Source organism: Stenotrophomonas sp. STEN030 (genome assembly GCF_056759995.1).
On record NZ_JBRREB010000064.1, the window covers coordinates 1 to 22,746 of the forward strand.

The 22,746-nt window shown below is 63.3% G+C and carries 18 protein-coding genes; 12 read left to right on the forward strand and 6 right to left on the reverse strand.

Annotated features, from left to right (window positions below):
• Window positions 1-237: 237 nt before the first annotated feature.
• The 5 genes from ACVOLR_RS17630 to ACVOLR_RS17650 all read right to left on the reverse strand — a co-directional run bounded on the left by ACVOLR_RS17630 (window position 238) and on the right by ACVOLR_RS17650 (window position 8,310).
• Entirely contained in the window at window positions 238-2,526 is a 2,289-nt protein-coding gene (locus ACVOLR_RS17630) for an Orn/Lys/Arg family decarboxylase (RefSeq protein WP_481537591.1), read from the reverse strand.
• A 29-nt stretch (window positions 2,527-2,555) separates the two neighbouring features.
• Entirely contained in the window at window positions 2,556-3,905 is a 1,350-nt protein-coding gene (adiC, locus tag ACVOLR_RS17635; protein WP_481537592.1) for an arginine/agmatine antiporter, read from the reverse strand.
• Window positions 3,906-4,011: 106 nt separating this feature from the next.
• Window positions 4,012-5,445 carry a DcaP family trimeric outer membrane transporter gene (locus tag ACVOLR_RS17640; RefSeq protein ID WP_481537593.1) on the reverse strand — a complete coding sequence of 478 codons (1,434 nt, stop codon included), beginning with the start codon at window positions 5,443-5,445 and terminating at the stop codon, window positions 4,012-4,014.
• A 212-nt stretch (window positions 5,446-5,657) separates the two neighbouring features.
• Complete coding sequence (locus ACVOLR_RS17645; protein ID WP_481537606.1) at window positions 5,658-6,773, reverse strand: metallophosphoesterase; 1,116 nt, start codon at window positions 6,771-6,773, stop codon at window positions 5,658-5,660.
• Window positions 6,774-6,876: 103 nt separating this feature from the next.
• Window positions 6,877-8,310 (reverse strand): GGDEF domain-containing protein, encoded by a 1,434-nt coding sequence (locus ACVOLR_RS17650; protein WP_481537594.1) that lies wholly within the window; start codon window positions 8,308-8,310, stop codon window positions 6,877-6,879.
• A gap of 136 nt (window positions 8,311-8,446) precedes the next feature.
• On the opposite strand from ACVOLR_RS17650, the gene ACVOLR_RS17655 reads away from it, so the two are divergent.
• The 3 genes from ACVOLR_RS17655 to ACVOLR_RS17665 all read left to right on the forward strand — a co-directional run bounded on the left by ACVOLR_RS17655 (window position 8,447) and on the right by ACVOLR_RS17665 (window position 11,137).
• Window positions 8,447-9,244 carry a TlpA family protein disulfide reductase gene (locus ACVOLR_RS17655; protein WP_481537595.1) on the forward strand — a complete coding sequence of 266 codons (798 nt, stop codon included), beginning with the start codon at window positions 8,447-8,449 and terminating at the stop codon, window positions 9,242-9,244.
• A 24-nt stretch (window positions 9,245-9,268) separates the two neighbouring features.
• Complete coding sequence (gene dsbG, locus ACVOLR_RS17660; RefSeq protein ID WP_481537596.1) at window positions 9,269-10,075, forward strand: thiol:disulfide interchange protein DsbG; 807 nt, start codon at window positions 9,269-9,271, stop codon at window positions 10,073-10,075.
• Between the two features lie 81 nt (window positions 10,076-10,156).
• A complete protein-coding gene (locus ACVOLR_RS17665; protein ID WP_481537597.1) occupies window positions 10,157-11,137 on the forward strand; it encodes a cation diffusion facilitator family transporter in 981 nt (326 codons plus the stop codon).
• 279 nt (window positions 11,138-11,416) lie between these two features.
• Here ACVOLR_RS17665 and ACVOLR_RS17670 read toward each other — a convergent pair whose 3' ends face one another.
• On the reverse strand, window positions 11,417-13,480 hold the full coding sequence (locus ACVOLR_RS17670; protein WP_481537598.1) for a 3-hydroxyacyl-CoA dehydrogenase NAD-binding domain-containing protein: 2,064 nt from the start codon (window positions 13,478-13,480) through the stop codon (window positions 11,417-11,419).
• A 236-nt stretch (window positions 13,481-13,716) separates the two neighbouring features.
• Between ACVOLR_RS17670 and rpoE the strand changes: the two genes are divergently transcribed.
• From rpoE to recO, 9 genes are all read left to right on the forward strand, one after another.
• On the forward strand, window positions 13,717-14,337 hold the full coding sequence (gene rpoE / locus ACVOLR_RS17675) for an RNA polymerase sigma factor RpoE (RefSeq protein WP_313170618.1): 621 nt from the start codon (window positions 13,717-13,719) through the stop codon (window positions 14,335-14,337).
• The gene (locus ACVOLR_RS17680) at window positions 14,334-15,230 is read left to right on the forward strand and encodes a sigma-E factor negative regulatory protein (RefSeq protein WP_481537599.1); all 897 of its coding nucleotides are present in this window, start codon (window positions 14,334-14,336) and stop codon (window positions 15,228-15,230) included. Before rpoE ends, ACVOLR_RS17680 begins: the two co-directional genes overlap by 4 nt.
• A 129-nt stretch (window positions 15,231-15,359) precedes the next feature.
• Window positions 15,360-16,880, forward strand: coding sequence for a DegQ family serine endoprotease (locus ACVOLR_RS17685; protein WP_481537600.1), 1,521 nt, complete (start codon window positions 15,360-15,362; stop codon window positions 16,878-16,880).
• A 159-nt stretch (window positions 16,881-17,039) separates the two neighbouring features.
• A complete protein-coding gene (lepA, locus tag ACVOLR_RS17690) occupies window positions 17,040-18,830 on the forward strand; it encodes a translation elongation factor 4 (protein ID WP_481532730.1) in 1,791 nt (596 codons plus the stop codon).
• A gap of 104 nt (window positions 18,831-18,934) precedes the next feature.
• Window positions 18,935-19,738, forward strand: coding sequence for a signal peptidase I (gene lepB, locus ACVOLR_RS17695; protein WP_481537601.1), 804 nt, complete (start codon window positions 18,935-18,937; stop codon window positions 19,736-19,738).
• A 29-nt stretch (window positions 19,739-19,767) separates the two neighbouring features.
• Window positions 19,768-20,145 (forward strand): DUF4845 domain-containing protein, encoded by a 378-nt coding sequence (locus ACVOLR_RS17700; protein WP_481537602.1) that lies wholly within the window; start codon window positions 19,768-19,770, stop codon window positions 20,143-20,145.
• The gene (rnc, locus tag ACVOLR_RS17705) at window positions 20,138-20,812 is read left to right on the forward strand and encodes a ribonuclease III (RefSeq protein WP_481537603.1); all 675 of its coding nucleotides are present in this window, start codon (window positions 20,138-20,140) and stop codon (window positions 20,810-20,812) included. Before ACVOLR_RS17700 ends, rnc begins: the two co-directional genes overlap by 8 nt.
• Window positions 20,809-21,711, forward strand: a complete 903-nt coding sequence (era, locus tag ACVOLR_RS17710; protein ID WP_481537604.1) for a GTPase Era — start codon at window positions 20,809-20,811, stop codon at window positions 21,709-21,711. Before rnc ends, era begins: the two co-directional genes overlap by 4 nt.
• A gap of 227 nt (window positions 21,712-21,938) precedes the next feature.
• On the forward strand, window positions 21,939-22,652 hold the full coding sequence (gene recO / locus ACVOLR_RS17715; RefSeq protein WP_481537605.1) for a DNA repair protein RecO: 714 nt from the start codon (window positions 21,939-21,941) through the stop codon (window positions 22,650-22,652).
• The last annotated feature ends 94 nt before the right edge of the window (window positions 22,653-22,746 follow it).

A 22,746-nucleotide genomic window follows, 5' to 3' on the forward strand; every position in this document is an offset into this window, starting at 1 on the left:
CGCCCAACGCCAACAGCCAAAAGCCAAAAGCCAACAGCCAAAAGCCGAACGCCCAAAGCCGAAAGCCGAAAGCCGAAAGCGCCCCTCATCCGCCCCTGCGGGCCACCTCGCTCCGCGCCCCGGCCCCGCGCAGCACGCGGGGCGTACGAACAGGCACGAGCCTTTGGCTCGTAAACGCCTGTTCTTAACCCCGCAAGCGGGAGAAGGAACGGCCAGCGTGCCGATATTTCCTTGCGGTCAAATCTTCAAAACCTCCACCCGATAACTCGGCTTCTCACCACTGTTGTCGATGATCAAGCCATGCACATCCGACTCGAATCCCGGGAAGCGTGCGTTCTGCTCGCGGGCGATGCGCAACGACTGGATGATCGGTTCATCGCTGGCGCCAAAACGCTCGCCAGGCATGATGGTCGGGATGCCGGGCGGGTAGGGCACCAGCATGGTGCCCGCAACGCGGCCGCTGAGCTGGTCAATATCGACTCGCTCGATCTCGCCACGCACAAGGTGGTTATAGGCTTCTGCGGGCGTGATGACCGGCTCAGGCAATTCCACATACATCTCACGCATCACCTCGGCTACGCGGAATTCACGGTTGAACTCGTGCAGGGCCGTGCACAGGTCGCGCAGTCCCCAGCCGGCGTAGGCGGCGGCATTGTCTTCGAGCAAGCTGGGCAGTGACTGGCTGAGCGGTGCATTGGCGTCGTACAGGTCCTTGAATGCCAACAGCTCGGTGACCAGGGTGCTCCACTTGCCCTTGGTGATGCCCATCGAGAACAGGAACAACACCGAGTACAGATTGGTCTTTTCCACGGTGATGCCGCGCGACCACAGGAACTTGCTCAGTATCGCAGCCGGAATGCCGAGCTTTCCCATCTCGCCATCCATCGACAGGCCGGGCGTCAGCAGGGTGACCTTGATCGGATCGATCAGTACATAGTCGTCGGCGAGGTTGTCGAAGCCGTGCCAGTGCGCATCTGGGCGTAGATACCAGTCCGGGCGCGAGGCGACCATCGGCTTGGCGCTGTCGCCCTTGGCCAAGGTGCGCTCCACGCCGTCAGGTTGCCAGACCTTGAACCACCAATCATCGCGACCGAGATCTTCGCTGACATGCAGCATGGCGCGGCGGAAGGCGATGGCTTCATCGTGCATTTCCTGCACCAGCGACTTGCCGGCGTCACCTTCCATCATCTTGGAGGCGACATCGCAGGAAGCGATGATGCCGTAATGCGGACTGGTGGAGGTGTGCATCATGAAGGATTCGTTGAATCGTTCCGCATCCAGTTCACGCGTGGCCGCATTGCGTACATGGATCATCGATGCCTGCGAGAACGCAGCCAGCAGCTTGTGCGTGGAATGGGTGGTGAAGATGATCGCGTCCTGCTCACGTGGCTTGCCCTTCGCCATGCCGTAGTGGTTCTCGTAGAAGGGGTGGAACGCGGCATAGGCGTACCAGGCTTCATCGAAGTGCAGGAAGTCGACCGCTGAGCCGAGATTGTCGGCAATCTTCTCGGCGTTGTAACAGAGCCCGTCATACGTGGAATTGGTGACCACCGCGATGCGCGGCTTGGCACCGGGGGTGGCCGCCTTGCTGGCCAAGGGATTGGCCTGGATCATCTTCTGCAGTGCTTCGCCGGAGAACTGATCCAGACTGATCGGGCCGATGATGCCGTGGGCGTTGCGGCTGGGGGTGAAGTACACCGGGATGCCGCCGGTCATGATCAGTGAGTGCAGCAGCGACTTGTGGCAGTTGCGGTCGACGAACACGATGTCGCCACGAGCGACCGTGCCGTGCCAGACGATCTTGTTGGCGGTGGAGGTGCCATTGGTGACGAAGAACGTATGGTCGGCGCCGAAGTTGCGCGCAGCCTCGGCTTCGGCGTCGCGAATCGGGCCGGTGTGGTCGAGCAGCGAGCCCAGCTCCGGCACCGAGATCGACAAATCGCTGCGCAAGGTGTTTTCGCCATAGAACTGATGCAGTGCACGGCCTACTGGCGACTTGGTGAAGGCGACACCGCCGGCATGCCCGGGCGTATGCCAGGAGTAGTTGGATTGTGCGGAATGGTGGATCAGCGCCTTGAAGAACGGCGGCAGCAGCTTGGCCATGTAGTCATCGGCAGCGCGCATTACCTGGCGTGCGATGAAGCTCTTGGTGTCCTCGAACAGGAAGATGTAGCCGTGCACGAACTTGAGCAGCTTGCTCGGTATCTTCTCGATGGTGCGGCGTTCGCCGTAGAGGAATACCGGCAGGTCGGCGCGGCGCTGGCTCTGCTCGCGCAGGAAGGCGAGCAGGCGCTGGAACTGGTCGTCATCGTCCTCGGTGCCGTCGATGGAAATCAGCACCGCCGAAGCGGCCACATAGGTACGGGCACCGGCGCGAGCGTCGTCCAGGTTCAGGCCGGAGAGCACGCGCTGGTCGCTCTTGCGAAGCTCCTCAGCCAAAGCGCGGATGAGGATGCCGGCGATACGCGGCGATTCGTAGTCGGCATCGATGATGACGATCGGGTAGTCCAGTGATTTGAAGTACATGGCGTTGTTCCTATCTACCGAGCGGGGGATCAGTTCGTGCTGGCACGTGCGGTGCCATTCGGAGTGAATTTGGCCAGGCGCTGCTTGCGGCGCTCATCGCTGAAGAACGGGTAGAACACTGTGATGAACAGTACGAACAGGAAGGCGTACTGGACGATGCTGCCGGACGAGCCATAGATTGCCCACAGGCAGTAGACGACGGTGATGCTGGTCAGCAGCCAGAACGCGCCGGTGTGAACCAGGGTGTGCGAGCGCTCCACAACGAAGTAGCAGGCCACGCAGGAGTAGATGTAAGGCAGCAGGGTCAGCACAACGGCTGCCGAGGTGATCACGTCGAACTGCGCAGATGCGGTCTCGGAGGTGGAGGTGATCAATACCGCCAGCGTCATCAGCACGGCGACGATCAGTACGCCTTTGACCGGCACTTCGTCCTTGTTGATCTTGCTGAAAATGCTGGGGAACAGCCCATCATCGGAGGCGGCTTTTGCGCTCTGAGCGGTCAACAGGATCCAGCCGCCCAGCGAGCCGGCTGCACCGACGAAGGCGCACAGGCTGACCAGCGCGCCGCCCCAACCACCAACGGCATTGGCGGCGGCAAGCGCGAACGGCGCATCCGATACCTGCAGATCGGCATTGGGCACCATCCCCATGATCACCGAGGAGCTGGCGATATAGGCGATTGCCGCCAGGAACACGCCGGCCAGTGTGGCGCGGGCTACGTTCTTCTCCGGGTTCTCGACCACACCGGCGGTGACCGACGCCGACTCCACGCCGATGAACGCCCATAAGGTCAGTGCCGCCGCGCTGGATACCGCGCCGAAGTTGGATTGGCCGGAGACGTTATAGGCGCCCTTGAAGATGGCAGGGTCGAAGTAGAACCAGCCAAAGATGGCGATGCCAAGAATCGGAACCAGGGCGAAACTGGTAGTCACCGTCTGCACGCGGGTCACGAATGATGGCCCAATCACATTGGCGAAGCTCAATGCCCACACCAGCAACAGCACCGCGATGCAGCGCGGTACCGGGTCGGACAGGATTGGAAAGAAGTAGCTGAAGTAGCCCACCGCCGCGATCGGAATGGCAACATTGCCGATCCAGTTGGCGAACCAGTAGATGGTGTTGGTCTGGAAGCCCATGTAGGGGCCGAACCAGTCACGAGCATACGCATACGGACCGCCGGCTTGTGGTGCCAGCTTGCCGAGCTTGGCGAACACAAAGGCCAGTAGTAGCGCGCCGGCCGTGGTTATCAGCCAGCCCCAGATCGAGGCGGTGCCGATCTTGGCCAGGCTGGATGGCAGCAGGAATACACCTGATCCCATCATGTTGCCTGCCACCAGGAAGGTCGCGCCAACGACCCCGATTTTCTTCTGACCTGCCATGACAATCTCCTTTCACCGGCGTTGCCGGGTGATTCGATGGGAAGGGCATTACGTGAATCGTTGGGTGGCGAGCTGCACATGGGCGTGTGCGGGCGTCGGCTGCCTGTTACTTGATGAAGTTGTATTGCAGGCTGCCCTGCAGGCGCAGCGTGTCTGCATCACGGCCGTTCTGTAGCTGCTGCTGGCCGTATAGCAGCTCCATGCCCATGGTCCAGGACGGTGCCGGGCTCCACAGTAGATTCAGTGCCGCATAGCGGCTGCGCCGGAACGCATCGCTGCTCAGTGCGTCAGCGCTGTCGATCTGCAACTGTCCATAGATCAGGTTGGAGCGCCACAGATCTGACCAGTAGTGGGTGTAGCCGAAGAAGCCACCGCGCAGCGGCAGCGCCTTGAGCCGGCCGTCGGTATCGATGGTGGCATCCAGGTTGGAGCCGGTCAGGTCAGCCGTATAGCGGCTGATGCCCTTGCCGCCGATCAGGCCGAACAGCAGCAGGTCGCGCTCGGCTATAGCGTAAGACCCACTCAACTGCAGGCCGCCGCCGAACGTACGGTCGCTGCGGCCATCGCCGTCATAGCCGAGGCTGCGCAGCACCGCGCCCAGCTGCAGGTGGCCCCAATCGCGCTCCATGCGTGCGACCAGACTGATGTCGGGCAGGTGCTCTGTCTTGCTGTCGTTGTCGCCGGTGTTGGCGAGCTGCGAATCGGGGCTTTCGGCCGCCACCGTCACGCTGTTGCCCTTGCCCAGCGCGAAGCTGTGGTGAATGCCGGCCACCAGCAGATAGCCGGCTGCGCCTGGCCCGGCAAAGTCCAGCGTGTCCGGCAGCGAGTCGGCATCCATGAAGGTGGAATAGCCGTAGCCGGCATAGGTATTGCCCAGCTGGCCATAGGCATGGCGCAGGCGGAATTCGTAACTGTCGCTGCTGCCGAAGAAATCGTTCTCCAGATAGAAGCGCAGCTTGCCGTGTGTGGTTGGGCGGCGTGCCTCGAAGCTGAAGCGGGTCTGCTTGGCATGCATGCCGAAGTGCGAGACATCACGGTGCGGGCTGTCGACAGGAATCGACGATGGAATGAATTGCTCGGCATCACCAGCGGCGCGGCGGTCTGCAATCGCGTCGAGCTTGGCGTAGCCGCCGAGCCGGATCATGGTGTCGGTGCCGGGGATGGCAATGAACCCCTTCAGTTCGGGGTCGTTCGGCGAGGGTGCGTTGTCCGGGCGGGAGGCAGCGGTTGAAGGATCAGCGACCGAATCACGTGCGGGCAGAATGGTCTGCGTAGTTGATGGCTGGTCGGTGCGGGGTGATGCTGGGTTGAGCGGGGAGACCGTGGTCTGCGATGCCGAACCCGATGCCGGAGAAGGCGGAGGTTTTGCAGAAGGACTTGCCTGTCCTTGTTCCAGTGCATCAAGCCGCGCGTTGAGCGATTGCAGGTGTTGCTGGGCCTGGGCGATCTCCGCGCGCAGCGCGGCGACGGAGTCCTGCGCGTTTGCCGCACAGGGCAGCAGCGCAAGTGGCAGTAATGTAGCCAGCGTCAGTGGTTTCATCGCCTGTTCCGTGGAGAAAGAAACACCATTCACGGCTGGGGCAAAACCCGGCCGCGATATCAGCTATTGCATACGCGGCGACACGCTGGATGCCTCCCTCATCCCTGCGTGAAACCTGCCTATTTACCATCGTTGAAATCGGGTTATGACTACGTGAATTTAGGATGAAACCTAGTGTCATAAATGGTGAATTTCTGAGCGTAAAAAGGCGGTCAGTCTTCGCCATCCATCTGGCCAACTTCCAGCGATACGCGACTGCCATCCAGCAGCCCGCGACTGAGCTTGCCGTCCTCGATGAACAGCAGTTCGCCGTTCTCGCCATCCTTGATGCTGCTGTCGATGGCGATGATGCGATCGCCGTGAAAGCTGCTGACATGTGGCATTGAAGTGTGGCCGACCACGATGCGCTTGAGCCCGAGCTGGTCGAGCACGCCTTGCACACCTGCAGTATCCAACTGGCCGTTGAAATAGCCGCGGTACCAGATCGGGCTGGTCTTGCCGTCGTATAGCGGTGCGGTGGCTGGATCGGCTTTGACCTCGACCTTGGGCCGGCCCAGCGAGGCCTGATAGGCGGCGTTGGTGGCTGCAGGATCGAGTGCGAGTTGCAGTGCGTCGGGCGAGATGCCGCCATGCAGGAACAAGGTATCGCCGATGCGCAGCAGTACCGGGCGCGTGCGCAGCCATTGGCCGATCACCGAATCGGCGCCGTACAGCTGCGGGTAGCTGCGGCCCAGCAACTGGGCGCTGCGCAGGTACTTGGGATTGACGTAGCGCAGGTCGTCGTACAGCACCATGGTTTCGTGGTTGCCGAGCACAAAGTGGACTGCGCCACCTGCCTGTGCGGCCTGTTGCTGCAGGCTGTAGAGCAGCCAGAAGGCCTCGGTGACCTGCGGGCCACGGTCGAACACATCGCCGGCGATGACCAGTGTGTCCGTTGCCAGTGCCCAGTTGTCGTCGCTGTCGATCACGCCATTGGCGCGCAGCAAACGGCGCAGCAGATCGTACTGGCCATGGATGTCGGAGACGGCAACGATGCGCGGCACCGCGGGCAGTACCGCGCTCGCCGGCACAGCGAGCGGGGTGATACGCAGTGGATGCGGATAGCTGCACTCTGGTGCGATGACACGGGCGATATCACGCCTTGCCTTCAACTTCCGCGAAATTACCCGGTCGTCACAGATCCATTGCGCCTGTAATCGCTTGCCATCGCGGAACACATAGGGGCCATCGGCCTGCACATGCTCGGCTGGCTGCGGGACCTCGCGGGCGCTGGCATCCAGCACGGGCAGGGCGATGCACAGCAGCAGGGTGAGCAGGGCGCGGAGGATGGGCATTGCAGGGTTCCGAAGGCGGGTGACCGGGTGCACCCGCTTGCAGCCTATGCCGTCGCTGCCGCGCCGGCATGTGCTATCGGTTGGTTTCCGGTGCTGCTCAGTCGCGGCGCAATGCGGTGCGGCCAGGTGCGGTAGGCAAGGCGTCGCTGCCCAGCACCACGCGATTGCGGCCCTGCTTCTTTGCCTGGTACATGGCGGCGTCGGCACGTGCCATCACTCGCTCGTAGTCCGGGTGGCCGTCATAGAGGGCAACGCCGATGCTGGCGCTGATCGGCAGCAGCTGGCCGTCGGCCAGGGTGACCGGCGTGTCGATGATGCGCCGGCACAGACCATCGGCAATCACCATTGCCTGGCGTTCTTCCACCGCCACCAGCACCACGACAAATTCCTCGCCACCATAGCGGAATACGTAGTCGCTGCCACGGGTGAACTGGCTGAGGATGCCGGCTACGTGCTGCAGGGCGCGGTCGCCGGCTTCATGACCGTGTTCGTCGTTGATTGCCTTGAAGTGATCCAGATCCAGCAGCAATACGCCAAAGCTGCCGGCGGACTTTTCGGCCAGTTCAATCTCGCGGCGCAGTACTGTCGGCAGGAAGCGGCGGTTGAGCAGGTTGGTCAAGGCGTCGCAACCGGCATCCAGCTCGCCGATGCGCTCGAACAACATGCCGAGCAAGGTGCGGATCTGGCTGACTTTGGAGCGCACGTCCTGCAGTTGCGCCGAGCGCGCGGCCGGGTCGCTGTCCTGCTGCAGGGTGTGTTGCAGCAGTTGGTCGACCTCGTGGATCAAAGCAGTGATCTGTCGCGTCTCCGAGCTTTCACCAAAGCTGGGAATGCCCTTGTGGTTGAACCACAGGCCGAACTCCGAACGTGCCAGCGGCTGGAAGCTGCCCAGATCGCCCTGTGCCGCTAGGGCGTAGAGGAGGGTGTTTTCCCAATCCAGCAACAGCGCACGCTGGCGTTCGCGCTCGGTGCCGACGTTCTGCACCAGCGAGAACAAGCGATACGCTGCATCGGTGCGCGAGGAACGTTCCCGTGCATTGGAATAGGCCAGTGTCATACCCTCCAGCGCGATGTCGAACGAGGCGGTGAGGCTGGCGATGGCTGCGTGTGCGCTCTCGCCATGCCCGGCCTGCTCGCCGATCAACTGGAACAGGCGCTGCTTCAGCACGCGGGTGCCGCGGGTGACCAGATCCACCGGGATGCCCACGCGTGCATGTACATCGCCGATGACGCGCTGGTTGGCGATCAGCTGTTCGACGTCGGCCGGCGTGGCGCGCAGCAAGTCCTTGACCCAGCGCTGCATGGCCGGTTGCAGGCGCACCCGCACCTGGTCGTGCGACATCGAACGCGAGGCGCGCGCGTCGTTCATCATGACCTTGTAAAAATGCGCGGCCAGTTCAGCGGCGTGCGCGTCGGCCAGACTCGCCAGAATCTGGCTTGCATCGGCACCGGCGGCGTCGAGGCTGTGTTTCCAGGCATCTGCCAGAGCGTTGCTGTCGGTGTCAGGGGGTGGGGCGGGGACGATATTCATGCGTACGACCGGTAAAGTGCCAAGAGGCAGCCGATCATTATCGGCAGCAAAAACAGGATTTTGAGGACTTTGTGTTGATAGTTGAATTCACTGTTTGTTCAAGTTTGCTTGTGTTGAGTTCCGCGGGATTGGCTGAATGATCAGCGCTGGTCCGTTTCCGTTGATGGCTGTGGTTGCACTGTTGGCGCTGGCGATTGGCTGGTTCTTCGCGCGTGCATTGGCGCCGGCTGCCGATGGAGTGCGTAGCCGTGCTGGCGCGGTGGTACTGGATGCGTTTCTGCTGGGCTTGCTGGGCGCACGTCTGGGTCATCTGGTGATGCATGCTGGCGACTATCTGTCGCAGCCGCTGTCCATCATTCGTCTGGGTGATGGCGGTTATTCGATCTGGGCCGGCCTGCTGGTCGCCGCCGCCTACGCGTTGTGGAAGACCCGCCAGCGCATCCTGCGCAAGCCGGTGTTGCTGGGTCTGGCAGCGGGCGCGGCGTTCTGGGCAATTGGCGGGATGGCGTTGTTTGCGTTGCAGCGATCGTCGATTCCGCTGCCGGATGCGGTGCTGGTTGACATGCAGGACAAGCCAGCGCCGCTGACCGCATTTGCTGGCAAGCCAACCGTGATCAATCTGTGGGCGACTTGGTGCGGCCCGTGTCGGCGCGAGATGCCGGTGCTGGCACAGGCGCAGCAGGCGCATCCGCAGGTGCAGTTCGTGTTTGCCAATCAGGGCGAAACCCGCGATGAAGTCGCCGACTACCTACGCACCGAAAACATGCAGCTGAGCAACGTGCTGCTGGATGCAGAGTCGCGGGTAATGCAGCAGACCGGTGCCCGCGCCCTGCCGACAACGTTGTTCTTCGGCGCCGATGGGCGGCTGCGCAATGTGCACATGGGCGAGCTGTCGCGCGCCACGCTGGAAGCGCGCCTGCGCGAAATGCAATAACCCCTTTCCTGAAAGAGACACACGATGATGCGTTCCCGTTCGATGTTGCTGTTGTTGTCCGCCATGACGCTGGCGCCGCTGGCCTGCGCACAGACTGCCAGTGCCCCCGCGGCTACTGCGGCAAAGCCGGCTGCGGCCAATGAGCCGGCGGTAGTGAAGACCCTGCGCTCGCAGGGCGTGGAGTTCATGGGCACGTTCGAAACGCCGGTTGGCCTGACCGGCTATGCCGGCGTCGCCGGCCAGCGTCCGCTGGGCGTGTATGTGTCCAAGGATGGTGAGTACGCGGTGGTTGGCACGTTGGTGAACGCCAAGGGTGAGGACGTCAGCGCCGCCAAGCTCAAGGAGCTGGTATCCGGGCCGATGGGCCAGCAGGCCTGGGCGAAGGTCGAGGCCAGCCATTGGGTGCGCGATGGCAAGGCCGATGCGCCGCGCGTCATCTATTCCTTCAGCGACCCGAATTGCCCGTACTGCAACCGCTTCTGGGAAGCCGCGCAGCCGTGGGTGGCCGCAGGCAAGGTGCAGATCCGGCAGATCCTGGTCGGTGTGATCCGCGAGGACAGTGCCAACAAGGCCGCTGCCATTCTGGGCGCGGCTTCGCCGGAGCAGGCGCTGATCCAGAACGAGCGAGACTTCGCCAAGGGCGGCATCAAGCCGCTGGCGACGGTGCCGGCGGCAGTGCAGGCCAAGCTGCGCGCCAACGAAGCATTGATGCTGGATCTGGGTTTCCAGGGCACGCCTGGCATCCTGTTCAAGGACGCAGACGGCACGGTGCAGATGCGCTCGGGCATGCCGCAGGGTGATGACATGCAGACCGTGCTCGGCCCGCGCTGATCGCTGAAGCGGGCGGCGGCGATGTAATAGTCTCCGCCGCCATAGGCTGACTAAGCTGGCCCCGTTATTGAGGAGCCAGCCATGAGTCACGACCACAACCATCTGCCCAGCGAAATCCGTCACGAGAAACCACTGTGGTGGGCGCTGGGCTTGACCACCGCCTATCTGGTGGTCGAAGTCATTGGCGCGTTCTGGACCAACAGCCTGGCGCTGTTGTCAGATGCCGCGCACATGGCAACCGATGCCATCGGCCTGATGATCGCCTTGACCGCCGTTCGTCTGAGCCGGCGCCCGCCTGATGCCAAGCGCACCTATGGTTATGCGCGTCTGGAAGCCTTGGGCGCCGTGGCCAATGGCCTGCTGTTGTTCGGCGTGGGCATCTACATCCTGTTCGAGGCCGCGCAGCGCTTCCAGCAGCCGCAGGACATTGCTTCCACCGGCATGATGTGGGTGGCCGCATTTGGCCTGGTGGTGAATCTGATCGCCATGCGCCTGCTCAGTGCCGGCAGCGGCGAGAGCCTCAACGTCAAAGGCGCCTACCTGGAAGTGTGGAGCGACATGCTTGGCTCGGTGGCGGTGATCATCGGCGGTCTGATCATTCATTTCACCGGTTGGACCTTGGTTGACCCGATTCTGGCGGTGCTGATTGGTTTGTGGGTGCTGCCACGCACCTGGGTGCTGCTGCGCGATGCGATCAACGTCTTGTTGGAAGGCGTGCCCAAGGGCGTGGTGCTGGCGGATATCGAAGCGGCGCTGCGCGGGCATGCCGGTGTTGCCGGTATCCATGACCTGCATGTGTGGGCACTGGCATCGAGCACGCCGGCATTGACCGTGCATGTGGTGATGAATGATGGGCAGGCGCCGGATGTATTGCGTCGGCAGCTGGCTGATCTGCTGCATGAGCGTTTTGCTATCGATCATGTGACGGTGCAGGTTGAAGCTGATCACTGCGGCGATGATTGTGCTGACAAGAAGGCCGGTGGCGATGACCACGATCATGATCATGAAGGTCATGCGCACGGGCCGGATGATCAAGGCCATCACGGCCATGTGCACCGCTGAAGGTAGTGCCGAGCCATGCTCGGCAGAGGCTCTACAGGTGATCCATCGGCCTTATTTGTTGGTTGTTGGTTGTGGGAGCGGCGTAAGCCGCGAAGCTGGCATTGCTGGAATTGCCGGAACAACTGCAATCTGATTGATCTGTGGTTTCGCGGCTGACGTCGCTCCCACAACCTGGCGCGCGTGCCGGTAAGGCTCCTGCCGAGCATGGCTCGGCACTACAGGTCGAATGAAAAACGGAGCCTTTCGGCTCCGTTTTTCATTCAATCAACCAGCAAAAACTCAAACCACCGGCTCACGCAGCTCCGGCATGTCCCAGCCCTTGCGCGGCGCAAAGCGATCGCCATGGCGCGCCTGCAAGGTCTTCAACTTCTCAACCAACACATCCACGCCAGTCGCGCGGATATGCTGGATCGGGCCGCCACGGAACGGGGCGAAACCGGTGCCGAAGATCACGCCGGCATCGAGCAGGTCGGCATCGGCGACCACGCCGTCGTGCAGGCAGGCCACGGCTTCGTTGAGCAACGGCAGGATCAAGCGGTCTTCCAGATCCGATGGCGCCTGGTAGTCCTTGGCGACCTCTGGTTTTACGGCGCGGCCGTTTTCCCACTTGTAGATGCCCTGGCCGTCCTTCTTGCCGCGCTTGTTGGGCTCGACGGTAGCCAGTGCGGCCGGGATCTGCAGGCCGAGGAACGGTGCCAGCTCCTTGCCGACACCTGCAGCCACGTCCAGACCGACCGTATCCAGCAGCTCGATCGGGCCCATCGGCATGCCGAACTTGACCGCAGCCTTGTCGATTACCGGACCGGGAATGCCTTCGGCATACGCGGTGGCGGCTTCCAACATGTACGGGAACAGCACGCGGTTGACCAGGAAGCCCGGCGTTCCTGCCACCGGCACCGGGAACTTGCCCAGTGCCTTGCAGAATGCCGCCAGGCGCTTCTCGGTTTCCGGCGCCATGCCGTCGTGGTGGATGATCTCCACCAGCGGCATCTGCGCTACCGGGTTGAAGTAGTGCAGGCCGGCAAACTGCGCCGGGCGCTGGATGTGGTCACGCAGCTCGACCAGCGGGATCGAGGAGGTATTGGTGGTCAGCAGCGCGTCGGCCTTCATCTTCGGCTCCAGCGTCTGGTACAGCGCACGCTTGGCTTCCGGGTTCTCGATGATGGCCTCGATGACCAGATCGGCCTGCGCCACGCCTTCACCGGCCAGGTCAGCCTTCAGCCGTGCCGCGACTTCCGGGCGCTTGCTCTCGTCGCGCACCTTTTTGTCGAATAACGCCTGCGCGCGGGTCATGGCCGGGTCGATGAAACGCTGCTCACGGTCCTGCAGGGTCACGTTGAAGCCCTTGTAGGCCGCCCAGGCAGCGATGTCGCCGCCCATCACGCCGGCACCGACCACGTGCACGTGCTTGATGCCGGAGTCCTTGCCGCCCAGGCCCTTGAGTCGTTCGGTCAGGAAGAAAATGCGGATCAGGTTGCGCGCGGTCGGGCTGCTGGCCAGCTTGACCACGGCGCGGCGCTCGGCATCCAGACGGTTCTGGATCGGGCTGCCACCGGTGCGTTCCCAGGTGCTGATCAGCGCGTAGGGCGCCGGATACTGGTCCTTCTTGGCCTTGCGCGCGACCTGCTTGGCCATCTGCGGGGCGAGGATCTTGCGGGCCAGGAAGGTATTGGTGGCCCAGGCGGTAGCGCGTTGCTTGAACGGCCGGGTTACCTCGGTCTGCAGCAATGCGATGGCCGCATCGACCAGCACCGCCGGGGCGGCGACCTTGTCTACCAGGCCAATCGCGCGCGCGGCCGAGGCCGACAGAGTGCGTCCGGTCAGCATCATGTCCATCGCGGCCGGCGCGCCGACCAGCTGGGGCAGGCGCGAGCTGCCGCCCCAGCCCGGGAAGATGCCCAGCTGGGTCTCCGGCAGGCCGATGCGGGTGGATTGATCGTTGGAGGCCACGCGGTAGCGGCAGGCCAGCGCCAGCTCGGTGCCGCCGCCCAGGCAGTGGCCGTGGATCGCGGCAACAGTGGGGCAGGGCAGTTCGGCCAGCTTCTGGTAGACGCTCTGGCCGCGGCGGATGGCGTCATTGACGGTGCCGCGGCGGTCGAATTCCTGGAATTCCTTCAGGTCGGCACCGGCGATGAAGCCGGCCGCCTTGGTCGAACGCACCACCACGCCCTTGGGCGGGTCGATGGCCAGGCGCTCGACGATATCGCCCAGTTCCAGCAGCACGTCCTGCGACATGGCATTGACCGGGCTGTCCTTGCGGTCGAGGCTGAGCACTGCCACGCCATCCTCGCGCAGCTCGGTTTGCCAATGATTGAAGCGGAGCCCGTCGAAGCCTGAGAGCATGGGACGTTCCATCCGGTTGTGTATGGAGAAGGCCGCTATGATCCAGAGGTTGTTTCCCTGCCGTCAAATCCCAATGTCAGGAAATGAGTTGTGCTTATCTGGTCAATGCCCCTGCAGGTTAGCCGAACGGGAGTTAAAAGCTGGTGCGGTGCCGCTGGGACAGGGTGCTGAACTTTTGCCGCGAACAGCGGTCTTAATGCCCGACGTCGGTTGGGCTGACAGGAGTGCGGCCCGTTATGGCCGAGGTTGAAACACCGCAGGAGCTGGACCTGGAACTGGTCCGGCGTGTGCAGCGCGGCGAAAGCGCGGCGTTCGATGTGTTGGTACGCAAGTACCAGCATCGGATCATCGCGTTGATCGGGCGCTACATCGCCGACTGGAGTGAATGTCAGGACGTGGCCCAGGACACTTTCGTGCGCGCATACCGTGCGCTCGGGAATTTCCGTGGCGACGCCCAGTTCTATACCTGGTTGCATCGGATCGCAGTGAATACCGCAAAAAACTATCTGGCAGCACACAACCGGCGTCCCCCCACCGACGACATCGAAATCGGTGACGCCGAGCAGTTCGACAGTGGGGTCCGCTTGCGCGACAACGACACGCCCGAGCGTGAGTTGATGCGCCAGGAACTGGAACAGACCGTGATGAAGGCGGTTGATGCGTTGCCCGAAGAGCTGCGCTCAGCCATTACGTTGCGAGAGGTGGAAGGCATGAGTTACGAGGATATCGCGCAGAAAATGGGATGCCCGATCGGTACGGTGCGGTCGCGGATCTTCCGTGCCCGCGAGGCCATTGATGCACAGCTGCGTCCCTTGCTGGATACCCCCAGCGCTACCCGTGAACGGAGTCGCGTATGAACCCGCAAGACCGTAACCCGGTGTCGGCCGGTGCTGCGCCGGATAAATTCGAATTGCACTACCGCCAGCAGTTGTCGGCGCTGGTGGATGGCGAGCTGGCCGCCGATGAGGCGCGCTTCATGCTGCGCCGGCTGGAACACGACAGTGAGCTTTCGGCCTGCCAGGAACGCTGGCAGGTATTGGGTGACGTGATGCGCGGCCAGGCCTGCGCCCCGGCGCCCTTGGATTTCAGTGCGCGGGTGCGACAGGCGGTGGACGCCGATGCCCGCCAGAACGGGCCAATAGTTGCCGCACCTGCCCAACAGCGCGCCGCCCGTACTGGCTGGCGGCGTTGGGGTGGCGGTGCCGCCCTGGCTGCCTCGGTGGCGGCGGTGGCCTTGTTCATGGCCCGCGAGCAGCTGCCGGAAGTCAATGTGCCCACACCGGTCATCGCGACCACGGCGGAAGTTGCGCCTGCACCCGTGCAGCCTTCGGCGCCGACTGCGGCTGATGCTGGCAATGTCGCCGGGCTGGTGGCTGCGGCTCCTGCAGTTGCCGCCGCAGTGACCCGCCGTCAGGACGCCAGTGCCCGCCGTGGCAGTGCAACCCGCACCCAGCAGGCGGCACGCGCCGGTACCGCGCGCATGGCCGAGCCGCAGCGGGCAATTGCTTCAGCGCCAGTAATGCCGGCAACCCCGGCACTGCGCCAGGACCCGTTTGCCACTGGCAATGGGGTGCTGCATGCGCGGCCGTGGCCGCGCTCGACGGTGGCGCCATCGTTGTCGCAGGGGGCGCTTAACGCAAGTTTCCCTGCACAGGAGCAGGGTGGGGCGACGTTCTACCCGTTTGAACCGCGCATGCCGGCACAAAGTGCCGACGATGCCGAGTCGCGCAGGCTGTTGCCGCGTCAGTGAGTATTGCTTGCCGGTCGTCCGCCTCAGGGCGACCGGTTCTTCCCCGGATTCCAGGTTTGTGCGCTGTTGGCTTGCGTACCGGGCTTGGCTGTTCTTTCCCGCTTTGACTGAATTGGAGGCTCGAAGCTGATGACCCCACGTATCCAAAACAAGGTGTTTGGCCTGCTGGCGATGACTCTGCCGTTGGTGGCCTGCGCCCAGAGCCCAGCCCCGAATGCCCCGGCCGAACAGGTCGCCGCTACCCGTGCCGCGCCCGCGCCGCAGCTGGTGCAGGGCCTGCCTGACTTCACCCAGCTGGTCGACCAGGTCGGTCCGGGCGTGGTCAAGGTCGATACCGTGATTGGTGCACGCCGCAACCCGCGCGCTGCCCAGCAGGGCCCGGACATGGACCAGATGCCGGAGTTCTTCCGCCGCTTCTTCGGTCCGGATTTCCAGATGCCGGGGCCGGGCCAGCAAGGGCCGGACAGCGGTCCGCGCGGGCGCAGCATGGGCTCGGGCTTCATCATCTCCAATGACGGCTATGTGCTGACCAACCACCACGTCATCGATGGTGCCGAGTCGGTCAAGATCACCTTGAGTGATCGCCGTGAGTTCACCGCCAAGGTGGTCGGCAGTGATGCCCAGTACGACGTGGCGCTGCTGAAGGTCGAAGGGCGCAACCTGCCGACCGTGCGGGTGGGCGATTCGAATACGCTCAAGCCGGGCCAGTGGGTGGTGGCGATCGGGTCGCCGTTTGGCCTGGACCATTCGGTCACCGCCGGCATCGTCAGTGCGCTTGGTCGCAATACCGGTGGGCAGGAACAACGCTATGTGCCGTTCATCCAGACCGACGTGGCGATCAATCAGGGCAACTCAGGCGGTCCTCTGCTGAATACGCGTGGTGAAGTGGTCGGCATCAACTCGCAGATCTTCTCCGCATCTGGCGGCTACATGGGCATCAGCTTCGCGATCCCGATCGATCTGGCGATGAATGCGGTCGAGCAGATCAAGAAGACCGGCAAGGTCAGTCGCGGCCAGTTGGGCGTGATGGTCGGCGAAGTGACCAGCGATATCGCGCAGGGCTTCAAACTGCCGGACAGCCGTGGTGCGCTGGTCAACCAGATGGTGCCCGACAGCGCAGCGGCCAAGGCGGGTATCGAGGTGGGTGACGTGATCCGTGCGGTCAATGGCACCGAGATCAATACTTCCAGCGAGCTGCCGCCGATGATTGGCGCGATGCCGCCGGGTAGCAAGGTGCGCATGAGCATCCTGCGTGACGGCAAGCCGCGTGAGATCACCGTGACCTTGAGCGAGCTGGCCGAAGACGCGGCACGGCCGGGCAACACCGCCTCGGCGGCCGATGACGCCAAGCCGCAGGCCGGTGCCAATGCCCTGTTGGGGCTGGAAGTGGCCGACCTGACCGCCGCCGAGCGCCGCCAGCTTGGCCTGGATTCCGGCGAGGGCGTGCGTATCACCGGCGTCAACAGCCAGTCCGGCCGTGAGGCAGGTCTGGCCCCGGGTATGGTGGTGCTGCAGGTCGGGCGCGCCCCGGTCGGCAGTGTTGCCGCCCTGAACCGGGAGCTGGGTGGCTACAAGAAGGGTGATGTGGTCATGCTGCTGGTCCGCGCTGGTGCCAACAGCGCCTTCGTTCCGGTCCGTACCGGCGAATAAGCCCGCCACGCCTTGCGATAGCAACGGGAGCCGCCTTCGGGCGGCTCCTTTCGTTCAGCTGCCAGCCAAACCCTGTGCGGGGCTTGGCTCCGGCATGCGATAATGGCCCGTTATCCTGACGACGCAGCGCCGCCGCCGCCACCTATGTCACATGATTCGATGCGGATGATCCGCAACTTCTCCATCATTGCCCACGTTGACCACGGTAAGTCCACCTTGGCCGACCGCATCATCCAGTTGTGTGGCGGCTTGACCGCGCGCGAAATGGAAGCGCAGGTCCTGGACAACAACCCGATCGAGCGCGAGCGTGGTATCACGATCAAGTCGCAGTCGGTGTCGGTGCCGTATACGGCCCGCAACGGCCAGACCTACTTCCTGAACTTCATCGACACCCCCGGCCACGTCGACTTCTCCTATGAAGTCAGCCGCTCGCTGGCCGCCTGCGAAGGCGCGCTGCTGGTGGTCGATGCGGCCCAGGGCGTGGAAGCGCAGTCGGTTGCCAACTGCTACACGGCCATCGAACAGGGCCTGGAAGTGGTGCCGGTGCTGAACAAGATCGACCTGCCGACCGCCGATATCGACCGTGCCAAGGCCGAGATCGAGGCCGTGATCGGCATCGATGCCTCCGACGCGGTGGCCGTCAGCGCCAAGACCGGCCTCAACATGGAAGAGGTGCTGGAAGCCATCGTGCACCGCATCCCGGCGCCGGTTGACCGTGGCAGCGACAAGCTGCAGGCGCTGATCATCGACTCCTGGTTCGACAATTACCTGGGTGTGGTCTCGCTGGTACGCGTGATGCAGGGCCAGATCAAGGCCGGCGACAAGATCCAGGTCATGTCCACCGGCCGTTGGCATCTGGTCGACAAGGTCGGCGTATTCACCCCCAAGCGCAAGGAAATGCCTGCGCTGCGTGCCGGTGAAGTGGGCTGGATCAACGCCAGCATCAAGGACGTGCACGGTGCGCCGGTCGGCGACACCCTGACCTTGATGGCTGACCCGGCCGCCGAGGCGCTGCCCGGTTTCCAGGAAATGCAGCCGCGCGTGTTCGCCGGCCTGTTCCCGGTTGATGCCGAGGACTACCCGGACCTGCGTGAAGCGCTCGACAAGCTGCGCCTGAACGACGCTGCGCTGCGCTTCGAGCCGGAAAGCTCCGAGGCGATGGGCTTCGGCTTCCGCTGCGGCTTCCTCGGCATGCTGCACATGGAAATCGTGCAGGAGCGGCTGGAGCGCGAGTACAACCTCGACCTGATCAGCACCGCGCCGACGGTGATCTACGAGGTGCTCAAGACCGACGGCAGCATCCTGATGATGGACAACCCGGCCAAGTTGCCGCAGGGCAATGCCGTCGCCGAGATCCGTGAGCCGATCATCCGCGCCAACATCCTCACCCCCGAGGAATACATCGGCAGCATCATAAAGCTGTGCGAAGAGAAGCGTGGCAGCCAGATCGGTATCAACTACATGGGCAGCCAGGTGCAGATCAGCTATGAGCTGCCGATGGCCGAAGTGGTGTTGGACTTCTTCGACAAGCTCAAGTCGGTCAGCCGTGGCTACGCCTCGCTGGAATACCACTTCGTGCGTTTCGAGGCCGGTCCGTTCGCACGCCTGGACGTACTGATCAATGGCGACAAGGTCGATGCACTGTCCTTGATCGTCCACCGCAGCCACGCGGATCGCCGCGGCCGCGAGCTGTGCGAAAAGATGAAGGACCTGATTCCCCGGCAGATGTTCGACGTGGCCATCCAGGCTGCTGTCGGCGCGCAGATCATCGCCCGTACCACGGTCAAGGCCATGCGCAAGAACGTATTGGCCAAGTGCTATGGTGGCGACATTTCGCGTAAGAAGAAGCTGTTGGAGAAGCAGAAGGAAGGCAAGAAGCGCATGAAGCAGGTGGGCCGTGTGGAGATCCCGCAGGAAGCCTTCCTTGCTGTGCTGCAGATGGACAAGTAACAGTGGTTCGGGAGTTGGGGATCGGGATTGGAAAGGGCGGCGTACGCTCTGACTATTGCGGATCTCCAACCACGAATCACCAGTCTCATTCCGAAGGAATTTGAATGAAATGGTTTGAAATCATCCTGGTTGTGCTGACCCTGGGCTCGGGCCTGGTGGTGCTGCTGGACAAGCTGTACCTGCGCAAGCGCCGTGCCGAGAAGGCCAGCCTGCTGGATAGCGAAGAGCCGGCGGTGGTGGATTATTCGCGCGCGTTCTTCCCGGTGCTGGCAGTGGTATTGATCCTGCGCAGCTTCGTGGCCGAGCCGTACAAGATCCCGTCCAGCTCGATGATGCCCAACCTGCTGATCGGCGATTTCATCCTGGTCAACAAGTTCTCCTACGGCTTCCGCCTGCCGATCACCAATACCAAGATCATCCCGGTGTCCGAGCCCAAGCGCGGTGACGTGGTGGTGTTCAAGCCGCCGCATGCGCCGGACCAGAACTGGATCAAGCGCGTGATCGGCTTGCCAGGCGACCGCATCGGCTTCCACGGCGACACTTTGTCGATCAACGGCGTGCCGATGGTCTACGAAGATCGTGGCGAGTACATCGGCAAGGGCCCGGGCTCGGAAATGACCGGCGCCTCGCTGTTGACCGAGCAGCTGCCAGGCCGCAGCCATACCGTGCTGGAACTGCTGGGTCGTGCCGACCCGCGTGGCCAGGGCGACTGGGTGGTGCCGGAAGGCCAGTACTTCGTGATGGGTGACAATCGCGACAACAGCGAGGACAGTCGCTTCTGGACCCAGACCCACTTCCTGCCGGAAGAGAATCTGCGTGGCAAGGCGTTCCTGATCTGGCTGAACTGTGAAGGCTGGTTCTGCAAGGGTAGTTTCGAACCGTCGCGTATCGGGGCGGGCATTCAGTGAGTGGACAACGCGTTTCTGGGGAGATCGCAATGAAGCACAAGCAAGCAGGTATGACGCTGACCTCGTTCCTCGTGGTTCTGGCGGTAGTGGGCTTTGCGCTGTTTGTTGGCATGAAGCTGTTCCCGATGTACCAGGAGTATTACTCCGTACGTTCGGCGCTCAAGAGCATTGCCGCAGAGCCGGGTTCGGGCAGCCTCGATCCGGCCAAGGTGCAGGAGTTGTTCTTCAAGCGCATGGATATGAATTACGCCGATGACGTGAAGCCGGGCGATCTGAAGATCGAGCGCACCGATGGCGGCCTGCGCATGGTCGTCAGTTACGAAGTGCGTCGCGAAATGATTGGCAACCTCGATGTGGTTGGCAAGTTCAACGCATCCCAGGATCTGAACCGGACCGGTAGTGAATAGAACGTTCCAACGGGGTGACCTGATCGGTCATCCGTTCAAGGATCAGGGTCTGCTGATGCAGGCCCTGACCCACCGTAGCGCCGGCGCGCCGCATAACGAGCGCCTGGAGTTTCTGGGCGACAGTATCGTCAATATGCTGATTGCCGAGGCATTGTTTACCCGTTGGCCCAAGGCCGACGAGGGTGCGCTGACCCGTGCCCGCTCGGCGTTGGTTTGTGAAAGCGCGCTTGCGGTGATCGCACGTACGCTGCAACTGGGCGACCGATTGACGCTGGGCCCCGGTGAGATGAAGTCTGGCGGCCATCGCCGCGACTCCATCCTCGCCGACACCTTCGAGGCCGTGGTTGCCGCCATTTATCTGGACGCCGGTTTCGAAGCCTGCCGCGAGCGGATAATGCCGTGGTTCGAGGCCTCGCTGTCGGCAGTGCCGGTGGGCAAGCCCGAGAAAGACCCCAAGACACGCCTGCAGGAATGGTTGCAGGCCCGGCAGAAGACCCTGCCGGTATACGAGCTGGTATCGGAGACCGGCGACGACCACGCCAAGCACTTCCATGTGCGCTGTTGCGTGGCTGACCCTGCCGTAAGTACCGAAGGCGAAGGCACTTCGCGACGGCTGGCCGAACAACAGGCGGCAGCCGCCGCAATAGAGCAATTGGATTCCAAGTGAACGACACCTCCTCTCATCGCTGTGGCAGCGTCGCGGTCATTGGCCGCCCCAACGTTGGCAAATCGACCCTGACCAATGCCCTGGTTGGCGCCAAGGTCAGCATCGTCTCCAACCGACCGCAGACCACCCGTCACCGTCTGCTCGGCATCGCCACCTACCCGGAAGGGCAGCTGGTGCTGGTTGATACCCCCGGGCTGCATCGCCAGCAGAAGCGCGCGATGAACCGGGTGATGAACCGCGCCGCGCGCGCGTCGCTGGAAGGCGTGGACGTTGGCCTGCTGGTGATCGAAGCCGGTCGCTGGGACGAAGAAGACACCCTGGCCTTCAACGTACTGCGTGACGCAGGCGTGCCGGTTGTGCTGATCGTCAACAAGGTTGATCGGATGAAGGACAAGGGTGCGCTGCTGCCGTTCCTGCAGGAGATCACCGTAGGCCGCGAGTTCGCCGCCGTGCACCCGGTCTCGGCGCTCAAGCGCAACGGCCTGGAAGCGCTGGTACGCGACCTGATCGGGCTGGTGCCGGAAGGTCCGCCGATGTTCGGCGAAGACGAGATCACCGACCGCAGCCAGCGCTTCCTTGCCGGCGAGCTGGTCCGTGAGCAGCTGATGCGCCAGCTTGGCGAAGAACTGCCGTACGCCACCACCGTGGAAATCGAACGCTTCGCCGAAGACGGTGCACTGCTGCGCATCGGCGCGGTGATCTGGGTCGAGCGCGAAGGCCAGAAAGCCATCGTGATCGGCAAGGGCGGCACCCGCTTGAAGGAAATCGGTGCCAAGGCGCGTCTGCAGATGGAGCGTCTGTTTGGTGCCAAGGTGTTCCTGGAAACCTGGGTACGCGTACGCGAAGGCTGGTCCGATGACGAGGCCGCGCTGAAGGCCTTCGGCTACGGCGAGCAGTAAGCCTCGGTCCTGGGATCGGGAGTGGGGAATCGGGGATGAAACAGCCTGGTTCTGCAGACACTCGCGATTTCCGGCTGGCCCTTGGCCGCTGATCAGGGGGCATGATGAAAGCCTGCGCTGTGACAGCGACAAGCCGCTGCGGCTTTCCGAGTCTGGCGAAGCCTGGCGGGCTCATTATCGCTTGCTGTTGCGGCTCCCGAATCTCCACTCCTGATTCTTAGTCTTGGATGCGCATCGAAGACCAGCCCGCATACGTGCTGCATGCCCGGCCTTGGCGCGAAACCAGCTTGCTGGTCGAGGTGCTGAGTCTGGAACATGGCCGTTTGGGCCTGCTCGCACGCGGCGTGCAAGGGCCGAAGAAGCAGGCGCTGCGCGCCGCCCTGCAGCCGCTGCAGGCGATTCGCTTTGACGCGCAGCAAACCGGTGAGTTGGCGCAACTGCGTCGTGCCGAAAGCCAGGACGTGGCGCCGCGTCTACACGGCCACGCGATGCTGGCTGGTTTCTATATCAACGAACTGGTGATGCGCTTGACGCCGCGTCAGGACCCGTTGCCCGAGCTGTATGTGGCTTACGGCGAGCTGCGTGGGCAGTTGGACCGGGCGGATACGTTGGCGTGGTCACTGCGGCGCTTCGAGCGTGACCTGCTCGACGCATTGGGCTTTGGTTTCGACTGGAGTTGTGCCGGCGACGGTGAGCCCATCGATCCAGCCGCACGTTACCGATTGGATCCACTGCAGGGCCCGTTGCGCCTGCTCAGTGAACGCAACAACGAACGCCGCGCGCTGGCGACAGGCAGCGCGTTGCTGGCGCTGGCTGAAGACATGCAGCCCAGCAGCAGCGATATCGCCAGCCTGCGCCTGCAGATGCGCGCGGTGCTGCTGCATCACCTGGGCGGTCGCGGCCTCAAATCCTGGGAAATGCTGGGCGAACTGGCCCGTTAGCAACCGTAGTGGGGGGCGGGGCCGGGCGCCGGGAGGGGTCCGGAGTGGCCGCGGCCGGCGGGCACGGGCGGCACAGGCGGCGCCGCGGCGGCTG

Coding starts and splice junctions, on each gene's coding strand:
- ACVOLR_RS17630 (WP_481537591.1), bottom strand. CDS start 2,526: ATGTACTTCAAATCACTGGACTACCCGATCGTCATCATCGATGCCGAC.
- adiC (WP_481537592.1), bottom strand. CDS start 3,905: ATGGCAGGTCAGAAGAAAATCGGGGTCGTTGGCGCGACCTTCCTGGTG.
- ACVOLR_RS17640 (WP_481537593.1), bottom strand. CDS start 5,445: ATGAAACCACTGACGCTGGCTACATTACTGCCACTTGCGCTGCTGCCC.
- ACVOLR_RS17650 (WP_481537594.1), bottom strand. CDS start 8,310: ATGAATATCGTCCCCGCCCCACCCCCTGACACCGACAGCAACGCTCTG.
- ACVOLR_RS17655 (WP_481537595.1), top strand. CDS start 8,447: ATGATCAGCGCTGGTCCGTTTCCGTTGATGGCTGTGGTTGCACTGTTG.
- dsbG (WP_481537596.1), top strand. CDS start 9,269: ATGATGCGTTCCCGTTCGATGTTGCTGTTGTTGTCCGCCATGACGCTG.
- ACVOLR_RS17665 (WP_481537597.1), top strand. CDS start 10,157: ATGAGTCACGACCACAACCATCTGCCCAGCGAAATCCGTCACGAGAAA.
- ACVOLR_RS17670 (WP_481537598.1), bottom strand. CDS start 13,480: ATGCTCTCAGGCTTCGACGGGCTCCGCTTCAATCATTGGCAAACCGAG.
- rpoE (WP_313170618.1), top strand. CDS start 13,717: ATGGCCGAGGTTGAAACACCGCAGGAGCTGGACCTGGAACTGGTCCGG.
- ACVOLR_RS17680 (WP_481537599.1), top strand. CDS start 14,334: ATGAACCCGCAAGACCGTAACCCGGTGTCGGCCGGTGCTGCGCCGGAT.
- ACVOLR_RS17685 (WP_481537600.1), top strand. CDS start 15,360: ATGACCCCACGTATCCAAAACAAGGTGTTTGGCCTGCTGGCGATGACT.
- lepA (WP_481532730.1), top strand. CDS start 17,040: ATGCGGATGATCCGCAACTTCTCCATCATTGCCCACGTTGACCACGGT.
- lepB (WP_481537601.1), top strand. CDS start 18,935: ATGAAATGGTTTGAAATCATCCTGGTTGTGCTGACCCTGGGCTCGGGC.
- ACVOLR_RS17700 (WP_481537602.1), top strand. CDS start 19,768: ATGAAGCACAAGCAAGCAGGTATGACGCTGACCTCGTTCCTCGTGGTT.
- recO (WP_481537605.1), top strand. CDS start 21,939: ATGCGCATCGAAGACCAGCCCGCATACGTGCTGCATGCCCGGCCTTGG.